The 20,978-nt window shown below is 60.7% G+C and carries 22 protein-coding genes and 1 riboswitch; of the genes, 8 read left to right on the forward strand and 14 right to left on the reverse strand.

Annotation, left to right across the window (positions count from 1 at the left end; translation table 11 throughout):
• Positions 1–204 precede the first annotated feature (204 nt).
• On the forward strand, positions 205–1,959 hold the full coding sequence (locus METMA_RS0103375; RefSeq protein WP_020157661.1) for an ABC transporter ATP-binding protein: 1,755 nt from the start codon (positions 205–207) through the stop codon (positions 1,957–1,959).
• A gap of 451 nt (positions 1,960–2,410) precedes the next feature.
• Here METMA_RS0103375 and METMA_RS0103385 read toward each other — a convergent pair whose 3' ends face one another.
• From METMA_RS0103385 to METMA_RS0103445, 13 genes are all read right to left on the reverse strand, one after another.
• A complete protein-coding gene (locus METMA_RS0103385) occupies positions 2,411–3,706 on the reverse strand; it encodes a cobyrinate a,c-diamide synthase (RefSeq protein WP_020157663.1) in 1,296 nt (431 codons plus the stop codon).
• Complete coding sequence (locus METMA_RS0103390) at positions 3,696–4,052, reverse strand: (2Fe-2S) ferredoxin domain-containing protein (protein ID WP_020157664.1); 357 nt, start codon at positions 4,050–4,052, stop codon at positions 3,696–3,698. Before METMA_RS0103390 ends, METMA_RS0103385 begins: the two co-directional genes overlap by 11 nt.
• Positions 4,045–5,424: a precorrin-3B C(17)-methyltransferase gene (gene cobJ, locus METMA_RS0103395; RefSeq protein ID WP_020157665.1), complete on the reverse strand. Its 1,380-nt coding sequence runs from the start codon at positions 5,422–5,424 to the stop codon at positions 4,045–4,047. Before cobJ ends, METMA_RS0103390 begins: the two co-directional genes overlap by 8 nt.
• Positions 5,421–5,825: a cobalamin biosynthesis protein gene (locus tag METMA_RS0103400; protein ID WP_020157666.1), complete on the reverse strand. Its 405-nt coding sequence runs from the start codon at positions 5,823–5,825 to the stop codon at positions 5,421–5,423. Before METMA_RS0103400 ends, cobJ begins: the two co-directional genes overlap by 4 nt.
• A complete protein-coding gene (locus METMA_RS0103405) occupies positions 5,825–6,571 on the reverse strand; it encodes a cobalamin biosynthesis central domain-containing protein (RefSeq protein WP_020157667.1) in 747 nt (248 codons plus the stop codon). The genes METMA_RS0103400 and METMA_RS0103405 overlap by 1 nt, the downstream gene beginning before the upstream one ends.
• Positions 6,568–7,359: a precorrin-2 C(20)-methyltransferase gene (gene cobI / locus METMA_RS0103410; RefSeq protein ID WP_020157668.1), complete on the reverse strand. Its 792-nt coding sequence runs from the start codon at positions 7,357–7,359 to the stop codon at positions 6,568–6,570. The genes METMA_RS0103405 and cobI overlap by 4 nt, the downstream gene beginning before the upstream one ends.
• An 87-nt stretch (positions 7,360–7,446) precedes the next feature.
• Positions 7,447–8,754, reverse strand: a complete 1,308-nt coding sequence (locus METMA_RS0103415; protein WP_020157669.1) for a bifunctional cobalt-precorrin-7 (C(5))-methyltransferase/cobalt-precorrin-6B (C(15))-methyltransferase — start codon at positions 8,752–8,754, stop codon at positions 7,447–7,449.
• A complete protein-coding gene (locus tag METMA_RS0103420; protein WP_020157670.1) occupies positions 8,747–9,847 on the reverse strand; it encodes a cobalt-precorrin-5B (C(1))-methyltransferase in 1,101 nt (366 codons plus the stop codon). Before METMA_RS0103420 ends, METMA_RS0103415 begins: the two co-directional genes overlap by 8 nt.
• 8 nt (positions 9,848–9,855) lie before the next feature.
• Positions 9,856–10,524, reverse strand: coding sequence for a precorrin-8X methylmutase (locus METMA_RS0103425; RefSeq protein ID WP_020157671.1), 669 nt, complete (start codon positions 10,522–10,524; stop codon positions 9,856–9,858).
• Positions 10,525–10,535: 11 nt separating this feature from the next.
• A complete protein-coding gene (locus METMA_RS0103430; protein WP_027147004.1) occupies positions 10,536–11,375 on the reverse strand; it encodes a sirohydrochlorin chelatase in 840 nt (279 codons plus the stop codon).
• An 8-nt stretch (positions 11,376–11,383) separates the two neighbouring features.
• Entirely contained in the window at positions 11,384–12,193 is an 810-nt protein-coding gene (gene cobM / locus METMA_RS0103435) for a precorrin-4 C(11)-methyltransferase (protein WP_020157673.1), read from the reverse strand.
• The gene (locus METMA_RS0103440) at positions 12,190–12,882 is read right to left on the reverse strand and encodes a CbtA family protein (RefSeq protein WP_020157674.1); all 693 of its coding nucleotides are present in this window, start codon (positions 12,880–12,882) and stop codon (positions 12,190–12,192) included. Before METMA_RS0103440 ends, cobM begins: the two co-directional genes overlap by 4 nt.
• Positions 12,882–13,061: a CbtB domain-containing protein gene (locus tag METMA_RS0103445; protein WP_020157675.1), complete on the reverse strand. Its 180-nt coding sequence runs from the start codon at positions 13,059–13,061 to the stop codon at positions 12,882–12,884. The genes METMA_RS0103440 and METMA_RS0103445 overlap by 1 nt, the downstream gene beginning before the upstream one ends.
• A gap of 113 nt (positions 13,062–13,174) precedes the next feature.
• A riboswitch (cobalamin riboswitch) is annotated at positions 13,175–13,392 on the reverse strand.
• 13 nt (positions 13,393–13,405) lie between these two features.
• On the opposite strand from METMA_RS0103445, the gene METMA_RS26865 reads away from it, so the two are divergent.
• The 6 genes from METMA_RS26865 to METMA_RS0103475 all read left to right on the forward strand — a co-directional run bounded on the left by METMA_RS26865 (position 13,406) and on the right by METMA_RS0103475 (position 18,620).
• Complete coding sequence (locus tag METMA_RS26865; protein WP_020157676.1) at positions 13,406–13,549, forward strand: hypothetical protein; 144 nt, start codon at positions 13,406–13,408, stop codon at positions 13,547–13,549.
• 192 nt (positions 13,550–13,741) lie between these two features.
• A complete protein-coding gene (locus METMA_RS0103455) occupies positions 13,742–14,335 on the forward strand; it encodes a nucleotidyltransferase family protein (protein WP_020157677.1) in 594 nt (197 codons plus the stop codon).
• Positions 14,332–15,129 carry an XdhC family protein gene (locus METMA_RS0103460; RefSeq protein WP_020157678.1) on the forward strand — a complete coding sequence of 266 codons (798 nt, stop codon included), beginning with the start codon at positions 14,332–14,334 and terminating at the stop codon, positions 15,127–15,129. The genes METMA_RS0103455 and METMA_RS0103460 overlap by 4 nt, the downstream gene beginning before the upstream one ends.
• A gap of 140 nt (positions 15,130–15,269) precedes the next feature.
• The gene (locus tag METMA_RS0103465; protein ID WP_020157679.1) at positions 15,270–15,740 is read left to right on the forward strand and encodes a (2Fe-2S)-binding protein; all 471 of its coding nucleotides are present in this window, start codon (positions 15,270–15,272) and stop codon (positions 15,738–15,740) included.
• Complete coding sequence (locus METMA_RS0103470; RefSeq protein WP_232216317.1) at positions 15,668–18,070, forward strand: xanthine dehydrogenase family protein molybdopterin-binding subunit; 2,403 nt, start codon at positions 15,668–15,670, stop codon at positions 18,068–18,070. Before METMA_RS0103465 ends, METMA_RS0103470 begins: the two co-directional genes overlap by 73 nt.
• 271 nt (positions 18,071–18,341) lie before the next feature.
• A complete protein-coding gene (locus tag METMA_RS0103475; protein ID WP_020157681.1) occupies positions 18,342–18,620 on the forward strand; it encodes a hypothetical protein in 279 nt (92 codons plus the stop codon).
• A 306-nt stretch (positions 18,621–18,926) separates the two neighbouring features.
• On the opposite strand, the gene METMA_RS26870 is transcribed toward METMA_RS0103475, so the two are convergent.
• Entirely contained in the window at positions 18,927–19,088 is a 162-nt protein-coding gene (locus METMA_RS26870; protein ID WP_156830444.1) for a hypothetical protein, read from the reverse strand.
• Between the two features lie 195 nt (positions 19,089–19,283).
• On the opposite strand from METMA_RS26870, the gene METMA_RS0103485 reads away from it, so the two are divergent.
• On the forward strand, positions 19,284–20,819 hold the full coding sequence (locus tag METMA_RS0103485; RefSeq protein WP_020157683.1) for a hypothetical protein: 1,536 nt from the start codon (positions 19,284–19,286) through the stop codon (positions 20,817–20,819).
• The last annotated feature ends 159 nt before the right edge of the window (positions 20,820–20,978 follow it).

Below are 20,978 nucleotides of genomic sequence, written 5' to 3' on the forward strand. Positions count from 1 at the left end.
CAGTTATAAAATATCCGGGTTAGGAACGCGCATAAAATAACTTCCTCAAGTGCGCGGATGGAATTTCCGATGTAGGTGCGAATTCATTCGCACCTACAATTCCCTGATTTATTCCATGCCCATTACTTAGCTAAAACAACGCCGGCTCAGGGTGATGACATGTTAAATTAGCCACCTGAAAAAACACTTAAACCGCACATAATAATGGACATTATCTTCAAAGAATACGCCCGGGTCGTCTGGCAGAAAAAATGGTTTTTCCTGTTGGCCCTGTTCGCCTTGACCTGCGCGGTCGTGCTGGATTTATCGGCGCCCCTTTATTATAAAAATATCGCCAACGGGCTGGCGGCGCCTTACTCCGATGCAACCCTGGCCCTGCTGCTGGACAACCTGAAGACGATTATGGTGATTTACGCCGGCGTCTGGCTGTCATGGCGCCTGCTGGAAGTCGCGATTGTGCCGCTCGACGGCGGCGGCGTCAATCTGCTGGAAAAACGCTGCTTCGAGGTGCTGAAAAAACAGAAATACGCTTTTTTCGAGAACAGCTTTTCAGGCAGCCTGATCAAGCAGGCCAACCGCTTCTCGCGGTCTTTTGAAATCATCATGGACTGGTTCCTGTTCCAGTTCTTCATGAATATCGTCGCGGTCGTGATCTCGTTCGCGATCTTCTTCCGGCAGCAACCCCGATTCGCGTTTTATTTCCTGATCTGGGTGGTGCTGTTCATCACCTGGAACATCGCCTATTCGATCTGGAAACTGCGCTTCGACAAGGCCGTGGCCCAGGCCGACTCCAAAGTCGGCGGCACCTATTCCGACGCCATCGGCAATATCTTCATCGTCAAAAGCTTCGCCCTGGAAGCCCAGGAACAGGACCAGGTCAACCGGGCCTCGGATGTTGTCTACCGCAAAAAGAAAATCGCCTGGCTACTGATGTTCATCTCCTTTGCCGTGCAAGGCCTGATGACTTTCGCCATCGAGCTGCTGCTGGTTTACCTGATGATCGGGAAATGGCAGACCGGCGACTTTCAGGTCGGCGAATTCGTGCTGTTTCAATCGATCATGCTCATGCTGATCCAGCGTTTGTGGGAGTTCGGGCGCAATTTCCGCAATTTTTTCACGGCCCTGGCCGATGCCACCGAAATGACCGAGGTGTTCAGGCTGCGGGACTTTGAAACCGATGCCGACGATGCCCGCCCGCTGAAGATCACTAAAGGCGCCATCCGCTTCGACAACATCGACTTCAGCTATAATCCGTCGAATGCCGAACAGTCCAAGCTGTTCGAGCACTTTTCGCTGTCCATCAAGGCCGGCGAAAAAGTCGCGCTGGTCGGCCCGTCCGGTTCCGGCAAATCCTCATTGACCAAACTGCTGTTTCGCTTTCTCGACCCGCAGCAGGGCAGTCTGTTTTTCGACGACATGCCGGCCAAGACCTTCACCCTGGCGGCTTTGCGCCGGCAGATCTCGATGGTCCCGCAACAGCCGGAGCTGTTCCACCGCTCGGTGCGGGACAATATCACGCTGGGCGCCGATATCCCGGAAGCACGGCTGATCGATGCCGCGCGCAAGTCGCGCTGCCAGGAATTCATTGAAAAGCTCCCGGAACAGTTCGACACGCTGGTCGGCGAGCGCGGCGTCAAACTGTCCGGCGGCGAAAGACAGCGCATCGCCGTGGCCCGCGCCTTTCTGGAAAATGCCCCCATCGTCGTGCTGGACGAAGCCACCAGCGCGCTCGATTCACTGACCGAAAAACAGATCCAGGTGGCTATTTTTGAGCTGATCAAGGACAAGACCGCCATCGTGATCGCGCACCGGCTGTCCACGATATTGAACATGGACCGCATCATCGTGCTGGATAAAGGCCGCATCATCGAGCAAGGCACGCACCAGCAACTGCTTGACCGGAAGGGCAAGTATTACGCCATGTGGCAGCATCAGCGCGGGGATTTCCTGGGGGAATGATTGGCCGACACCTGCCGGCCTGGATTCATGTCGTGATCAAATTCCGGCGTGACCGTGCCGGGCATGAAAACCATGAACGGGATGCCCCAAGGCTACCTGAAAAATACAGTAGGGTACGAGACTGTGAAAGTATTCAATTTAAAGGATTTAACCACGAAGGACACGAAGCACACGAAGTTTTAAGTTTTTGATTAAGTTAATTTTTTCTTCGTGTCCTTCGTGATCTTCGTGGTGAATAAGGCTTTTTATGACGTTTTTCACTAATTCTTTCACAGTCTCGTACGCGATGCGTACCCTACCAGATTTATGAATACCTCTGACGCCCTGTCGATCAGTGAATGACTTATTTTCATGGCGACGCATGTCTGAAGGTAATGTTTCCGACTAATGAATAAACGCTCTAACGGCAGCCGGACGGAGCGGTTGCCCGTCCGAAATGTTTTGCGCGAATTCAAGCCAGGAACAGCCCGGCGATTGCTTCCGGATTGGAAGGGAAATAAAAGTGCAGATAAGACGCTGTCGCCAAACCTAGCCGATAAACCGCTTCGCCGCCATGCCCGTTAACCGTTTGTGCCTGGGCGATAGCGGATAACGGCGTTTGCAAGGTCGAGTAATGAAAGGTATGACCGCGAACGATCTGTCCATCAAGCTCAGCCTGCTGCGAGCCGATCGCGGAAAGTTTCCCCTGCATGACGGCCACGCCCGGCATCACGCCCAGCATCTCGTGCCGCCGTCCTTCAACGTCCAGCAGCGCTTCCGTCAGATACATCATGCCGCCGCATTCGGCCAACAGCGGCTTTGCCTGGGCGATATGCGCCTGAATGTCCGCGCGCGGCCGGTTATTGCCCGCCAGGGTATCGGCGTAAAGTTCCGGATAACCGCCCGGCAGGTAAACCGCATCCGCGTCCGGCAATGCGTCATCGGCCAGCGGCGAAAAGAACTTCAGCCGGGCGCCCATATCGCGCAAACAATCGAGATTTTGCTGATACAGAAAGCAAAACGCCCGATCGCGCGCCACGGCAATGGTTTTGCCCTGCAGCAAAGGCTCGGGCTTCGGCGAGCGGGCCGGCGCGGCGAACGCAATAGCGGGCGGCAACTTGGCCAGCCAGGTTTCGCCGATCGCATCGGCCAGTTGATCGAGGCGCCCGGCTATATCGGCAATTTCATCGGCCAGCTGCAAACCCAGATGGCGTCCCGGCAGACTGGCTTGCGGATTGCGCGGCAGACTGGCCAACTGTAGCCCCGCCGGCAAGCCAGTGCGCAACAGATCGGCATGGCGCGCCGACGCGACACGGTTGGCGACGGCTCCGGCAACCGTCAACGAGGGGCGGAATGTCGCCAGCCCATGCAGCACCGCCGCGAATGTCTGCGCCATCGCCGCCGCATCGATCACCGGCAAAACCGGCAGGCCAAATAATTCGGCCAGATCGGCGCTGCTCGGCTCGCCATCGAACAAGCCCATGACGCCTTCCACCAGAATCAGATCGGATTCGGCCGCGGCGTCATAAAGCAATTGCCGGCAATGCTCGCTGCCCATGATCCAGCTGTCCAGATTGTAGACGGCCTGCCCCGAGGCCGCCGCCAGCAGTGTGGGATCGATAAAATCCGGCCCGGTTTTAAAACAGCGCACGCGCAAGCCGTTACGGCTGTGAAAACGCGCCAGCGCCGCAGTCACCGAGGTTTTGCCGTGCCCGGAAGCCGGGGCGGTTACCAGCAGCGCCGGGCAGCTTACGCTGTTAGTCTTCATGGCAGGCCGGCCCTTGATGGAAAACCAGCTCGGACACCGGTTCACCGCCGATCAGGTGTTGTTGAATTATGCGCTCGAGATTGGCCTCGTTGACCTGGTAATACCAGACGCCGTCCGGCTGCACGCAGACGATCGGTCCCGCCTTGCAGGTGGCGAAACACGACACCCGGGTGCGCTTGACCCGCAACGCGCCCTGATCCAGTCCCGCGGCCTTGAATTTGGCGCCCAGGCTTTCGAACAGCGCTTGCGACTCGCCGTTCAGCGTGCAGCGCGGGCCGGTGCAAACCAGCAAATGGCGTTTGTAGTTGCCCATTTTGGGCTTTTCCGGCAGCACCGTATCATTCATCGCTTGTCGCCTCTTCGGTTTCAACGTCTTCAATGGGCGCAATGGCCCGACCATAGTGTTCGCAGGCGTCGCGATAAGCGTTCAGCGCGGCGGCATCGAAGGTCTCGCCTGCCTTGACCAGCAACAGGGAAAACACCACCGCGCCGTGCCCGTCAACGAAATAGACGCCATGCTGTCTGTCGCCCTGGCTTAGAAACCAGGCGCTAACGATGCGCTGCCTGTCGACATGCAGATGGCAATGCTCGTTGGTCATATTCAGCCAGTCCCCGCGCCGGGTGAAGTCCCTGGCATCCAGCAGCAATTCGGCCACCGCGCCGGCCTCGCTGCGGATCACGGCCCGCAACCGCCCCCAGTCATTGGCGGCGTTCAGCACGGCATCGACCTGTTCCGCGTCAATCCGGCGCGCCAGCCGGTCACCCGCCTCGTCACCGGGCCGAGCCGCGGCAATGGCGGCCAGCATTTCATCCAGCGGCGCGTCGAAATGCGCGGCCGCCTCGCGCGGCGTGGCCGCCGGATTTTCGCGCAAATATTTGCGCACGCAGGCATGCCAGCCGGTCAGCCCCATGCTCAGCGAGCGGCCGGCCTGTTCGCCGGTTTTCGCGTCGCCGGTCAGGTTGTCGTATTTGTTGGCATAGCCGCGCGGGGTGATCATGAGGCCCTCGCGGGCGAACGTGCTGCTGTTGCCGATCAGTACCGTGCACAGCATGCCGATCTCGCAATCGGCCATCTGCGCCAGCGTGGTCATCTGGATCGCCTGACGCTGGCGATAGCCGGACTTGATGATGGCGACCGGCGTTTCCGGGCTGCGATGCCGCAGCAGGATGCGCTGCGCCTCGACAATCTGTCCGGTGCGCCGGCCGCTTTTGGGATTGTACAGCGCCACGACGAAATCGCCGCGCGCGGCCGCTTCCAGGCGCCGGGCGATGGTCGGCCAGGGAGTGAGCAGATCCGACAGCGAGATCGAGCAAAAATCATGCGTCAGCGGTGCGCCGACCAGCGCGGCGCAGGCATTCAGGGCCGTGGCGCCGGGTATCACTTCCACGGTGATGCCGCTGTCCGGCGTCCAGCCGGCCTGCAGCAGCACTTCGTAAGTCGGCCCGGCCATGCCGTAAACGCCGATGTCGCCGGATGAAATCAAGGCCACGGTTTTGCCCAGCAAGGCCTGATCGTAGGCTTCGATGCAGCGGTCGATCTCTTCGGTCATGCCCTTGCGGATCACTTCCTTGCCCTCCAGCAGCTCCTGCACCAGTTTGATGTAAGTGGAATAGCCGATCACCACATCGGCCTCGGCGATGGCGGCACGGGCCCGGTAGGTCATGTGTTCCGGAGCGCCGGGGCCGAAGCCCACCAACAGAATTTTGCCTTTGTTCATGCGTTGTTCTCTTTCATGCTTGCGATTGAAACCGTGGCGTTCTTGCCATCCTCGCCGCGGTATTTGTGTTTTTCCAGCCGCAGCGCGCGCATGTCGGCGCCTGCCGCCAGCAATGCCGCCGCCTCCGCGACGGCCGGCGTGCCCATATACTTGCGCACGGTTTCGGAAGGATTGGGTACCGGCACCTGCGCCAGTTGCTGCGCGGTAAAAAAATACAGCGGCCAGGCGCGTTCGGCAGCCAGTTGCAGGATGGCCGCCTCGTCGTTTTTCCTGTCGATGCTGGCGGCGCCCGCGACGGCGGATTGATCCAGTCCGGCCAGGGCCAGCGCCTGTTCGACGGCCGCGCGCAGGGTCGCTAAAGACGTGTTGCGGTCACAGCCGAGTCCCAGCATGACTTTCATCAGTCCTGCCCCAGCGGCGGCCGGTAGACCACCAAACGTTCGGCCAGCTGCTGCCACTGTTCCGAGGGAATGTCTCGGCGGGTCACCCAGAGCACGGCTTTGAACCGGGACAAATCCACCGCCTCGAAACGTTCGAACAGATGAATATTGGCCGGCAGCGGCGTGGGCCGCGTCCACCAGTTTTTGGCCCCCGCTTCCTGCACGAAAGCGATGGGTTCTTCGTTGACCACGTGCGCCGAGACGCGGGTGATGTTGAGCTTCGGCGCCTCGACCTGCCAGCCCAGCTCGCGTCCGAGAATATCCACCGGGATGGTCTTGCCGACATCCGAGGCCGTGGTCAGCACCGCTTCGGCGCCCAGCAACGCGGCCACCTGCTCGGCAAAGGCATTGGCGCCGCCGACGTGGCCGGACAATACCGGAATCGCATAGCGCGCGGCATCGTCGACGACCACGACGCCGGGGTCTTCGTCCTTGGATTTCAGATGCGGGGCGATCAGCCGCACCACGGCGCCGAGCGAGATAAACAACACCAGCTGGTCGTAGCGCGCGAACAGACCGCCCATATTGGCGCTCAGCGCGCCGGGCAGCACTTCGACAGGATTGCCGAGGGCGGGCAGGCCATCCGCGAATTTTTCCGATACCGTCAGACAGGCATCGGGCAATTGAGCGGCCAGACGCAGGGCCTGGGATAAGCCGTGCTTGGTAATCGCGACCAGCGCGATACGGGGTTGTGAGGGAGTGGTCATTGAGCCTCTTCGGTGGGTTCGGATGTTTTTTTGCGGCAGCCGCGGATCATTTCGCCGCGCTGACGGCCCGGGTTGCGCACCAGCAGCAGGGACAGATAGTTGACCTTCTGTCCGCGCAGTTGCAGCACGTCGCGTTCGATGCGCTCCTGCGGCGTGCCGGCCTTCTCGACAAAAGCGGTATCGGCCAATAGCGCCCGTCGTTCCAGCAGATCGAGAATATCATCCAGCAAAGGTTTTACCTTCAGCAGCACCAGCGTGTCGAAGTCATTGAGCAGACGTTCGATCATGGCGATGCCGTAACTGGCCGGAATAATCGCCACGGTTTCGTCGGTGTCGGCCAGCGGCATGGCCACGCGCGCGGCGGCGGCGTTAAACGACGGCACGCCGGGGATCGTTTCGATCATGATGCTTTCGTCCAGCGCGCGCACGGTGCGGGCCAGATGGCCGAAGGTCGAATAGGTGGAGGCGTCGCCCTCGACCAGAAACAGCACGTCCTGACCGGCATGCAGATGAGTCAGCACCGTTTCGGCGGCACGCAGCCAGTAGCCGGCCAGGATGCCGGCATCGTGGGTCATCGGGAAAATCAGCGGCGAATGCGCGTCAGGCAGCGTCAAGCCCGCGCGCAGGGCGATTTGCAGCGCATGGCTTTCGGCGTCCTTGCGCCGCACCGGGTAGGCCCAGTGCGCGTCGGTCCGCTGCAATAAGGCCCAGACGCGCCGGGTAATCAGGTCCGGATCGCCGGGACCGAGCGAGGCGCCGAACAGTCGGCCGGTTTTGGGGGTATTCATGTGTTTTGTTCCGAGGTTTGCTCGCTGGACTGAGCTATGGCGCACCTGCGCCGGCTTTGCGCACTGATTTTCAGGCGCATTAAATGATTATGCATTGTCCGGGCCGCCCTCGCCGCGCTCGGCGCAGACAATCCAGATCGGGTTTTCCGCCTGCATGCGGTGCATGTCCAAAATGGGTTTGCTGCGCGCGGCTTGCAGCTGCAGCACATCCCATTGCGCGCCGGCCGCTTTCAGCGCTTCCACCGCTGTGGACAGATTTTCCAGAGTGGCGAAATTCATCACCAGCTGGCCGCCCGGGCGCAGCCTCCGCAGGCACAGAGCGATCAGTTCGCGCAACTCGCCGCCGGAACCGCCGATGAACACCGCGTCCGGGTCGGGCCAGTTTTCCAGCCCGACCGGCGCGCGGCCATGCAGCAGCGTATAATTGCTGACCCGCAGACTGGCCCGGTTACTCAGGGCGATCTCGGCATCGGCCTCGTTCTTCTCGATGGCATAGACATGGCCCCGCGGGCACAATCTGGCCGCCTCCAGCCCGACCGCGCCGGAACCGGCGCCGATGTCCCACACGATGCTGTCCGGCAATAAGGCCATCCGCGCCAGCGACACCGCCCGCACTTCGCGTTTGGTGATCAATCCCTTGTCGGGCTTGCGCTGGTTGAAACGCTCATCGGGCAGGCCGAACATGGCTTCGCGCGCGGCAGGCCGGCGGCGGCGCAACAGGACGATATTGGGATCGGCGAAGCGGCGGCCGGCGGCCTCGTCGATCGCCAGCCAGTCGGTAATCCGCTCGCTGTCCCGCAGCAGGCATTCCGCCACCGCCATTTCGAATTCGTCCGCCAGCGACTCGATCCGCAGCATGCGGGCGATACGGTCCGGGCTGTTTTCCGGGCTGGTGAAGACGGCCGTCAGATCGGACTGGCGCAGCATGGTCAGCAACGGGTACAGGCCGTGGGCCGGCGTGGCGCCGATGCTCCACTCGCCGGCGTCGCGGTTGTGCACCGAGCCGATACGCACCGCCTGCCAGGGCAGTCCCAGCCGGGCACAGGCCAGCTGCAGCGTGGACAGATTGGGCGTTACCGCCACGCCTTCACGCCCGAGCTTACCGATCAGAAAACTGGCGATGCCGTGGCATAAGGGATCGCCGGTCGCCAGCACCACGACCTGTCCGCCGGCCTCGCGCGCCGCCTTTATCCACACGGGGACCTGCGGCAGATGGCCGGTCAGGTCCCGACGCTCGGCATCGGCGCTGATTTCATCGGCGAATAACGCTAGCGTGCGGCGGGCGCCAATCACCATGTCGGCGGCGCGCAGCTGCGCCAGCGCTTCCGGCGTTAAGCCGGCGACGCCGTTGTCCAATACGCCGATAATCCGGCAAGGGTGGGTCATCTCAAACATCTCCTTCAACTTCGGCCAGTTTATTGCCGTCAAAGTCGCACATCAGCACCCGCAGGCGGAATTTGCCGGTGTAGCGTTGGCTCAAGGTGGCGATGACCCGCCGACCCAGGGCCGTATAAAATTCGCCAATCAGCCCCAGCGCTTCCATGCGCTCGCTGGCGTAGCGGGCCATTTCCGACTGGCGGATGTCGGCGCAGACTTCCGCGGGCGCGCCGGTTTCGGCGGCAAGTTCCGCCAGTAATTCGGTGTCCACGGCGCTGCGGTTGGCGTGCGTGATGGTTTCGCCCTGGGCGATCTTGGTCAGCTTGCCGACCATGCCGCCGATCACTATCTGCCGGATTCCGCATGCAACGGCGGTATCGAGCGCGTATTTCAAAAAGTCGCCCATCTGCACGAAGCAGGCCGGCGCCAAATCGGGCAGTGCCTGCATGGCAAATTTTTCCGTGCGCCCGCCCGTGGTCAGCACCACGGTATCCCGGCCCTGGCTGGCGGCCACTTCGATGCCCTGGATGACACTGGCCCGGAACGCCGCCGTGGAATACGGATGGACAATGCCTGTGGTGCCGAGGATGGAAATGCCGCCGACAATGCCGAGACGGTAATTGAGCGTTTTTTTCGCCATGTCCTCGCCGCCGGGCACGGAAATGGTCAGCTCAAGGCCCGCCCGCTCCAGCAAGGCGCCGGCCGCACTGCGCACATTGGCTTCGATGTTACGCCGCGGCACCGGATTGATGGCCGGCCCGCCTACCTCCAGGCCCAGGCCCTGCATAGTGATCGTGCCGACGCCTTCGCCGCCTTTCAGCAACACCACACCGGGCGCGTCCGGCAATAGCCGCACATCGGCGGTCAACGGCGCCTTGTCGGTGACATCGGGATCATCGCCGGCATCCTTGATAACGACAGCATGCGCCGCACTGCGGTCGCAGCGCCCGTCGCGGACTGCAAAGCGCACCCGCTGACCGTTGGGCAAATCGCAATCGACCGCCTCGGGCACCGCGCCGTCCACCAGGCCCAGCACCGCCGCCCGTGCCGCCGCCGCGGAACAGGCGCCGGTGGTGTAGCCCTTGCGGGTGCCTTTGGCCTTTTTTTCCATGCGCCAGATCAGCCGGCCGCTTTTTGCCGCGCTTCGGCCAGCGCCAGCAAGGCGTGGATCGCGGCCACTACCAGGGTGGAGCCGCCTTTGCGCCCGTCAATGACCATCCAGGGCACCGCGTCAATTTCGCTCATTACCGCTTTGGATTCGGCGGCGGAAACGAACCCCACCGGCATTCCGATCACCAGCGCGGGTTTGATCTGCCCGTCGTTGATCATGCGCACCACTTCCAGCAGCGCGGTCGGCGCATTGCCGACCGCGACGATGCCGCCGTCCAGCAAATTCAGCCGCTGCGCCTTGCGCATGGCCTGCACGGCACGGGTGCTGTTTTCGGCTTTGGCCTGGGCGACCACATCCTCATCGGCGATGAATTGATGCGTGGCGACACCAAAGTAATCCAGGCGCGGTTTGGACAAGCCCACGCAGATCATTTCCACGTCGGCGACAATAGGCGCCCCCCGAATGATGGCCTGTAAACCGGCGGCCACCGCATCGGGATGGAAGCGGGTCAGGCCGTTGAATTCAAAATCCGCCGAGGCGTGGATCATGCGCCGCACCACTTGCCATTGCTGCTCGCTATAGCTGTGCGGACCGGCCTCGTTGTCGACGATGGCAAACGAATCGTGTTCAATCCGGCGGCCGGCGTCGGTAAGCTGTTCGGTGACGATATTGTTCATGGTGTAACCTGTTATGCGTGATGATGAGCGTGGTGGCCGTGATCAGCGGCGAATTCGCGGTATTTGCAGCCGTCACACTCCATCATGACCGGGGGCTGCGTATGAGCGGCTTCATCGATGCGCCGTTCCAGCATGGCGTAAATTTCGTCCTCAAAGCCCAAATAATCGCCCTGGGCAAAACGGATGCGCGGATATTGGCTCTGCAAGCCCGCCATCTGGCGATGGATGCGCTCGATCAGCGTACCGGTGAACAGATAGTACGGCAGCACCACAATCTGCCGCATTTCCAGCCTGGCCTGGCGTTGCACCATCGATTCCAGGCGCGGATGGGTGATGCCGGTAAAGGCAATATCGACCATCGGGTGCTCGCCGTCTTCGTACAGCCAGCGCGCCATTTTGGCCACTTCGCCGTTGGCGACCCGGTCCGAAGAGCCGCGGCCCAGCAGAATGACGCCGGTGTTGCGCGGGTCGGGCATGTCCAGGCTGGTCATGGCTTTGCGCAGATTGCGCTTGAGAATAGCCAGAATGTCCTCGCTGGCGCCCAGGTGGCGGCAATAGATAAACTCAACCTCCGGATGCCGCAGCCGGGCATGCTCGATATGCTCGGGGATCTCCATCTTGACGTGGCCGGCGGCATTGAGAATCAACGGCACCACGACGACCTGCCCCCCGTGTCGGGCCGCGCGATCCAGACCTTCGTCAATCAGCACTTCGGCAAATTCGATAAAGCAGACTTCCAGGCGCCGTTGCGGTTGGCGGGCACGCCATTGATCGGCAAAGGCCTCGACTTCGAGATTGCCGGACGTCTCGCGCGAGCCGTGTCCGATCAATAAAATGGTTTGCTGATTCATATCCTGTCTCATGGTTTGACGGCCTTGCGGAAACGATGCGAAAACCCGGCATCGTAGAGTTTTGAATGCCGGATCTCCGGCCAATGGCGGGCGCCCAGTGCCGGGCTGGCAATGATCATCGCCTGGCTGTTGATCTTTTCGGCGCGGCACTTTTCGCGAATGTCCTTAAGCGTGCCGCGGACGATCTTTTCTTCATGCGGCCAGCTGGCTTTTTGCACCACCAGGATCGGCGCTTCTTCGTCCCAGCCTGCGGCAAGCAAAGCCCGTTGCACATCCGACAGCAGGGTGATGGATAAAAAGATGCATAGCGTGGTGTGATGCGAAGCCAGGGATTCCAGATCCTCGCCTGCCGGCATCGGCGTGCGTCCGGCCACACGGGTGAGGATCACCGTCTGCGTCACCTCGGGCAGGGTCAGCGTTTCGCCAGCCGCGGCGGCAGAAGCCATCGCCGAAGACACTCCCGGCACTACGGCCCAGGGAATACCCGCCGCATCGAGCGGCTGTACCATTTCGACCAGTGCGCCATACAGCCCGGGATCGCCGGTTTGCAACCGTACCACGGTTTTATGCTGCCGCGCCTGCTCTATCAACCAGCCAGTAATTTCCTCCAGGGTCATGTCTTTCGAGTCGCGGACCAGGCAGGTAGCCGGGGCGTAAAGGGTAGCGGCCTCATTGACCAGGGAGCCGGCGTAGAGCACGGCGCCGGCCTGCCGCAGCAGGCGCTGGCCTTTGACGGTAATGAGCTCCGGGTCGCCGGGGCCTGCGCCGACGAACCAGACCTGGCCAGTGGCGCCTTCGGTGTTATTGGAAAGAGTCATTCGCTTCTGCCTTGCAAACGGTTAAAGATCAGTGCCGAGAGCACGCCCAATACCATCCAGAACGCCGCGTTACTGAGCGCGCTGGCCCAGCGGAACTGGTTTTGCAACAGCGCCGGCGCCAGGCTTTCATCCACTTCAGGCTGCGGCGCACCCAGCAGATGCGGTATCAGCAACAGCAGCACGCCGGCCATCCTTAGCGGCCAGTTGTCCTGTAGAAAAACCAGCCCAAGCCCGCCCGCGGTCGCCACCACCGTACCCAGCCACCAGTATTGCCTTACCATCAGATCCGCGGCTGTCGTGCCCGGCAGGTCCGGCGGCAGCCCTATGGCCGGGGCGGCAAAAAATACCGCGTAGCCGGCCAATCCCCAGGCCAGGCCCCGCCCTATTCCAGGCGGCTTTCGCAGTGAGTAAGCCCCCGTCAGCATCAGCGCAAAGCCGATGGCCATCACTATATTGCTGCCGGCCGTTGATAAGGTCCGCTGCCAGCCGTCTTCCGGTTGCCAGGCCAGTTCATCGAGCCCAGGGTCGATAGCATGCTCATGATGAACCGCTTCAGCGGCAACTTCATAGGTTTCGGCCTGAAGAATCAACGGCGTCACCCAGAAAATCTGCAGCATGGACAGCAGCAGCGCCGCGACAATACCGGCCGGTAGCGCGGAAAATACAATATGTTTGAACGTGCCGGGCATCAGTGGCAAGGAAAGCCGGTAGCATGGCGGGTATCGTGGGTCGCGTTATGCACTTCGGCAATCGGGGCAAAGCCAACAACCAGCAGCAGGGCAAAGCCCAGCATAATCGCTGATAAGGCGGGAATCAGGCGTGTGGTTGTCAGGCGAAGCGTCTGGCTTGAATGGGGTTCAGCGAGCATGTCGGGTTTCCTAATAAAGTAAGGGATGGGAGCCGACTGCTATCTTGGGAAAACACGTACGCGTAATACAGCCCGGGCTGCGTCACTGGCATACGGCTCCCCTCCGGAGTCGGTGTCCTTCATATGATCAGGCCGGCCTTCTGGCTTGCCGTCATCTGTATCGACCCGCCTTCCCGTTCCTAACGTACAGTGGCATAGAGGTGATACATCAGGCTTACAGCAGCGGGGGCTGCGCCGGATTTGACCGAACCTGAGGCCAATCGCACCGGACTTTCCGTTTCACCCTGGCGCGCGGACCGCGCGCCAGGGCACCTAATCATTGCGGCAAGTATAAACCAATCCGATTGAAAACTGAATCTGGCGCGCTGACACAAACGCTGACGGCTGTCGAATGCTGGGTCAGCGATAACGGCGCGGGTATTCCCGAAGATCGCCTTACCGTCATCTTCGACAAGCTGGAAACCGATCCGGAAAAAGAGGGAGAGTAAGCAAGGCATCGGCTCGACCTTCCGGTTCACGCTTCCCGGCCAGACGCATTAGCGGCGCCAGTCTGAAGGATCTTGCTAATCAGGCTGCGGCGGTGTTAGTCTTGCCGGCTCTATTCACCCAAAACCAGCCATACCGATGAATATTCATGCATCAGTCTTGCGAAACCGTCATCCAGGGTTGTACTTAAGCTGATGGCCCCGATTGTCGGCATACTGCTGGCCGCCGGAGCCAGCCGGCGCTTTGGCGCCGACAAACTGAGCCATCTGTTGCCCGATGGCGACCTGGTTGCAGTGCGTGCCTGCCGCAACTTGTTGGCCGGCACCGATGCGGTGCTGGCGGTGGTCCGCCCCGGCAGCGAGGCATTGGCGGCCCGACTGCGGGCCGAAGGCGCGGCGGTTCAGATCTGCGTCGATGCCGATCAAGGGATGGGCGCGAGCCTGGCTTGTGGCGTTCGCGCCCGACCGGAAGCCGCGGGCTGGCTGGTCGCGCTGGCGGACATGCCGTGGATAGCGTCCGCGACCATCCAAAGCGTGGCCGATGCGCTACGCTCGGGCGCCCGGATCGCGGCGCCGTGCTGGCAAGGCCGGCGCGGGCATCCGGTAGGCTTTTCACCGGTCTTGGGCCCGAACCTGGCGGCATTGAACGGCGACACCGGCGCGAAAACGGTGATTCAGGCCCATCTGGAACAGCTCCGCCTTATCGACTGCGATGACCCGGGCGTGCTTCGGGACATCGACAGACCGGAGGATGTGGACATCCGGACAGAAATAGGGACATCATCATGAGCCGGGACCTTCTCAACCTTCAGCTGGAACTGCACGAAGCGCGCCGCCCTTATGCGCTGGCCACGGTAGTGGAAATACTGGGCTCATCCTCGGCCAAACCGGCCTCCAAGGCGCTGATCGACCTGTCGGGCAAGGTGATTGCCGGCTGGGTGGGCGGCGGCTGCGCGCAGTCCATGGTGTCCGGGACAGCGCTTGAGTGCCTTGATACAGGAGAACCCCGCGTGATCGAAATTGACCTGAACGATGAAGTGTTCGGCGCCGGCATGCCTTGCGGCGGCAGCATGCGCGTGTATGTCGAACCGGTCTTACCCAAGCCCCTGCTCTGGCTGATGGGACACGGGCGCATCGTGGAAAGCCTTTGCGAATTCGCCCAGCGCTTAGGCTTCGATGTGATCGTCAACGACCCGCAGGCCACCGTCGAGCGCTTTCCCACGGCCCTGCGCGTGATCAGCGACGACAGCCGCTATCAGCAATTGCAGCCGCAAACGGGCGATTTCGTGGTCATCGCCACGCATCACAAGGGCGATTACGACTCCCTGACCCGTGCGCTGCAATCGGAAGCCTTGTATATATCGCTGGTCGCCAGCCGCAAGCGCGCCAAACTGGTACTGGAGCGATTGCGCCAAGAGGGCTGCCCCGAGACCCGCCTCGCCAGGGTACGGGCGCCTGCCGGACTGAACCTGGGCGCGAAGCTGCCGGAAGAGATCGCCTTGTCCATCGTCAGCGAAATGGTGCTGGTAAGGCGGGGCGGCTGCGGCGAGCCATTGAGCAAAACACTGCCGGCGACGGACTAAGTAACAGGCGGATTCCGCCACAAGCCGCCGCTTAGGCGCCTTTACGCTCCGATGAAGCCTGTGTAGAATTCCGGCCAACACGCAGCCGATACCTAAGGCCGGCACCTTGCATTTTTAACGACTCGAGGGAGAAATGCCCCATGACCACGCTCAATATCAACGGCAAGCCCCATCAGGTCGACTTGCCGGCGGACACCCCCCTGCTCTGGGCCCTGCGCGACCATCTGGGCCTGACCGGCACCAAGTTCGGTTGCGGCATGGCTTTGTGCGGCGCCTGCACGGTGCATCTCGACGGTGAACCCACGCGCGCCTGCGTGACGCCCATCTCGGCCGCCATCGACAAAAAAATCGTTACCATCGAAGCCATCGACCAGGATGCGACCGGGAAGAAAGTCCAGGAGGCTTGGCTGGCGCTGGGCGTGCCGCAATGCGGTTATTGCCAGCCCGGCCAGGTCATGGCGGCCACGGCCCTGCTCAAACAAAAACCCCAACCCACCGATGCCGATATCGATGCGGCCATGAGCGGCAATATCTGCCGGTGCGGCACCTATCCCCGCATACGCGCCGCCATCAAACAGGTTGCCGGACTGAAGAAGGAGACCAAGTCATGAAAAAGCCGCTGGATCGCCCCGAATTGGATGAACTGCACATCGTCAACATCAGCCGCCGCACCTTTCTCAAGGAGCTGGCGCTCACCGGATTCGTATTGGCCGCCGGCTTTCCCCTGCTGAGTAAGGCGGACGAAACCGCCCCGCACACAGACGAGGCGAAGTATGGCGCCGACGCCATGCCGCACGGCTGGGTGGACAACCCGCTGGTATTCGTCGCCATAGCCGACGATGGCGCGGTCACTATCGTCTGCCACCGCTCGGAAATGGGACAGGGCATACGTACCAGCCTGCCCATGGTCGTGGCCGACGAACTCGAAGCCGACTGGCAACGCGTGCGCGTCGAGCAGGCGCCCGGCGACGAAGTGCGCTACGGCAACCAGGATACCGACGGCTCCCGCAGCATGCGCCATTTTTTCCTGCCCATGCGCCGGGTCGGCGCGGCGGCCCGCGCCATGCTGGAATCGGCGGCGGCCGCGCAATGGCAAGTGCCGGTCCAGGAAGTCCGCACCGAGCAGCACCAAGTCCGTCATCCCGCGACCGGCAGAACACTCGGCTACGGTCAGCTGGCCCAGGCGGCGGCAAAACTGCCGGTGCCTGACCGCGACAGTTTGCGCCTGAAGAAACCTTCGGAGTTCCGCTACATCAGCAAGGGCCGGGTCGGCCTCTACGACGGGCAGGATATGATCAAGGGCCAGGGACAGTATGGCATCGATGTCCGCCTCGAGGGCATGTTGTACGCGGTGATAGCCCGTCCGCCCGTATACGGCGGCAAGGCCTTGAGCTACGATGCCGGCGAGGCCCTTAAAGTACCGGGCGTGGTGCGCGTCATCGAGCTCAAGGGCAGTCCGCCGCCCGCCGATTACAACCCGCTCGGCGGCATAGCCGTGATCGCCCGCAATACCTGGGCGGCCATTCAGGGGCGCGAGGCACTCAAGATCGAATGGGACAAGGGTCCTCACGGCAGCTATGATTCGGCGGCTTACCGGGCCGAGCTCGAGGCCGCCGCGCGCCAACCGGGCAAAGTGGTACGCAACAGCGGCGACGTCGATGCCGCGTTGCAAGGCGCGGCCAAACGGGTGTCGGCCGAATACTACCTCCCGCATCTCGCCCAGGCGCCGATGGAGCCGCCGGCAGCGACGGCCCGCATCGTCAACGGCCAGTGCGAAGTCTGGAGCTGCACGCAGGCCCCGCAGGTGTCGCGGGAGCGCGTGGCCAAATGGCTCAAACTGCCGGAAGACAAAGTCACGGTATACGTCACCCTGCTGGGCGGCGGTTTCGGACGCAAATCCAAACCCGACTACATTATCGAGGCGGCGCTATTGTCGCAGGCCATGGACGGCCAGCCGGTCAAGCTGACCTGGACTCGCGAGGACGATCTGCATCATTCTTATTTCCACACGGTTTCAGTCGAGCGCCTGGAGGCGGGACTGGACGCTCGGGGCAAGCCGGTGGCCTGGCTGCACAGAACAGTGGCGCCCACCATTTCATCCACTTTCGCGCCCGACAGCAAACACCAGATGACGGCCGAACTCGGCATGGGCGTCATCAATGTGCCTTTCGCGATCCCCAATCTGCGGGTCGAAAACCCCGAGGCCGAGGCGCATACCCGCATCGGCTGGTTTCGTTCGGTGTCCAACATCCCGCATGCCTTCGCCATTCAGTCTTTCGTCGCCGAACTGGCCGCGGAGGCTGGTCTCGATCCCAAGGATTACCTGCTGGACCTGATCGGTCCGCCTCGCCGTATCGATCCGCGCACCCTTGAAGATACCTGGAACCAGGGCGAATCACCCGAAGTGTACCCGGTGGACACCGGGCGTCTGCGCCGTGTGACTGAAACCGTCGCGCGCGAGGCCGGCTGGGGACGCACGCTGCCCAAGGGCCGGGGACTGGGCATCGCCGCCCATTACAGCTTCGTCACTTACGTGGCTGTCGTGGTGGAAGCCGCCGTCGGCGAGGACGGCAGCCTGAGCATTCCCAGAGTCGACGTGGCCGTGGACTGCGGCCCCCAGGTCAATCCGGAACGCATCCGTTCGCAAATCGAGGGCGCCTGCATCATGGGCGTCAGTCTGGCCACGCTGGGCGAGATCAGCTTCAAGGACGGCGCGGTGGTGCAGGATAACTTCCACACTTACGAACTCACCCGCATGGATGATGCGCCCCGCGAAATTCGGGTACATTTGCTGCCGGCTACCGACTTCGATACGCCGCTCGGCGGGGTGGGCGAACCGGGCGTACCGCCTATTGCACCGGCATTGTGCAACGCGATTTTTGCCGCGACCGGCCAGCGCATCCGTCAACTGCCCATCCGGGATCAGTTGAGGAAAGACTGATCGCTTCCTGATCCTGCCGGCTGCGCCGGCAGGTCTGTTCCATGCCCCCATTTTGGCCCCGACACAGCTAGACCGTAATGATACGGATGGCAATTCGGCCGGAAACATGAATAATCATCATTGCAAAGATAGCGGAAATCTTACCCGGATCAGTGTCAATGATTCACCATGCATCGACACGATCTGCCCGCTGCCGTATGTCATCGGCAGCCGATTACTCAGCACATGAGGGATGGATAATTCTCACACTCACAGATAAGGAGGACGACCCATGCATGTTCAACCGCCTGAGAGTGACCACCCGCCAGGAACTTTCTGCGAAAGGACGGCGGAAGCAATCAAATCCTTAAAGCAAGAAATCGAAACCAGGACGCGCGAAATTGAAAACCAGAAACAGCAACTTACTGAGCTGAAAGCCCAGCCCAGTCCAGATGCTGACCGCATCCTGGAGATCAATAGTCTAGTGCGAGAGTTGGAGGATGAACTGGAAACGAACCAGGAGGAACTGACCGTGCTCGAGGAAGAATTTAATGAGGAATGCTTGCCGTAAAATCTGGCCGTATTGGCAAATACCCTCTGCTATCCCTTCGGGCTCGTGGGAGCGATGTCTTTATGCCATTTGGATATAACATCGCGATCTAAAATCGCCCGGCAAGTCGCGATGTAGGCATCGCTCCCACCCATCGTGACCCGCATTAAAACCATGTCATTATTCAATGCAGAGTCCTGAGGGCGGCTTTGAAAGGCTGGGTGAACAATGCCCGGCGCGGCGGACGGCATAACCGTCTGTCTATGCGTAACATCGGATATTGAGGCTTTTTACAGCCGCGACTGACCGCACTCGGCCAATGGCTATTTAACGCCCCTCGCCTCCTTTCGCGCCCAACCCGGCATCGAACAGAGCCTCATCAGGTCCCGCCAGCCATGACGATCGCGCGATCGAGCGCGTCAATGAATGGCCGAGCAAAATGCCGGCCGCCTGCCGCCTCGACCTATCCCAACGCGTGGAAGTTACCATGTCGCGCTATGTCCGGCTATAATACAGGCACTCGATCCCGCAACGCGTGCTCGGCCATATCATATCAGTCCAAACCTTGCAAAACCGGCGCGAGAAATGCCCGGAATTGCTTAACAAACGCGTTTGTAATCAGACGGGACTTGATATTTTCCTAACCCCGAAATCTTGTCAAATGCACATAGGAGCAGCCGCAGGATGACTGCCGAACTTTTTATTTACTCTGTCATTCAGTTACTTGGAACCGCCGGCGCATTCTTTCTTGCCTATCGGTCTTTCCAGAAACGCCGGATTCAGCTAGGCGATGAGCCGACACTGCCTCAATATTTTTCCCGCAGAACCACCTATTGGATAGGGATCGCGACGTACTGCACGTTTATCGCGGCATCTTACTTGTTGCTCACCTCGCGGTGGCTGCCCTTGGAACCGCTGGTGACGCTCATCGTGAAGAGCATCCGCTCGCGGGATTTGACCAGCCTGCTGAACGGACTGGACGGAAACACGATCATTCCTTTGATTGCCGCCGGACTGTTTCTTTTTTTTATCGCCTGGGAAAACAAATTTAACCCCATACTGATTTTAAGGGACAGCATCCACGACGCTTTCGCGATTCCGACCAAAGCGGTAGAAGTCTATAACGCGTTAATCACGTCGAGATTATCGGCGGTCGACGACAGCCTGAAGAGCCAAATCGCCAATCGTCTGCTGGCGCCGAGCATTGACCCGGGCGATTTCGAAAAATCCAGCGCCACGGTCGAATACAAATGGGCGCATAACTGCCTGCTTTTCGACCAGATACAGAGCTACGCCAACCAGTCATCGTTTCGGCGTTTTTTTAACGAACCGTCGCTCAAATGGGGTGAAATCTGTATCTCCTACAACGCGATGTCTGAGAAAGTCATCGTCTGGAGAGAATCGGAACCTCACTACACCAAGACAGTAAACCTGATCAAGGAACTGGACCACCTGACCGGCCTGCTCTGTCGTCTGCTCGCCTCACTGGTCGTGTTCGGGAGCGCAAGCGAAAATGATATCTGGACAACCGTAAAGCAACTCGGCGGCAACGTCCACGAGGCTCGCCTTAAACATACTTATAAATATATTCTGCAATTCATGGCCGCCACTTCCATCGGGGTCATACTGGGCCGGGAGACTTCGGTGGCGCTGCACAATGCCTTCCTGTTTCCCGATGAACCGCTGGCGCACTTCGACGGCAACACCCTCCGCTGGATCGCCTATGTGATTCCGATGTATGTCCTGCCGATAGCGCTGGTCTTTATTTCACGAACGCTCGCCTTCAGGCAGCAACAGGAACATTCCGATCAAAATTATGGCTTCTATATGGCCATGATGATAATGGGGTTCATTGTCAGCACCACGGTATCGACGCTTGTTCTCGAGTTGACTTTCTACCGCAGGGAATCGTTCGATTTTCTGGAAAGCTTCATACAGCATATGCGCTGGGGAATCCTGCCGGCACTCATGTGCGGTTTTGTGGCTTATCGAATGGACACGCCGGTAAGCGATTCGGAAGCCCCGGGTAAACTCATTATAGCTGCCGGCTTGCGTTTTTTAGGCTGGGGATCGGTCGCCGTCATTATCATGCTGTATGCGACCGACGACATGACCGTGCCGGAGCCCAACCTGCGTTTCACCATTGTTGGCACATCCTTCTTCGTGATCGGTCTGTTGGGAGCGGCTGCCCGTTTCAAAACGGCAGGGCCTGATGATTAGGATTAGCCGTTTCATGCTTGTGATTGCATTCCGGGAAGGCGTCATCTGATGTGATGCAGCGCTGCAGGGTCGAATTGACTTGCCCCTGTTGGGTACTCGAGCCGAGGCGCGCTGTAAACGACCGGATTGTTGTTTCGTGCGAATACCCCATTAAATTTA

This window comes from Methylobacter marinus A45 (genome assembly GCF_000383855.1).
Taxonomy (GTDB): Bacteria; Pseudomonadota; Gammaproteobacteria; order Methylococcales; family Methylomonadaceae; genus Methylobacter; species Methylobacter marinus.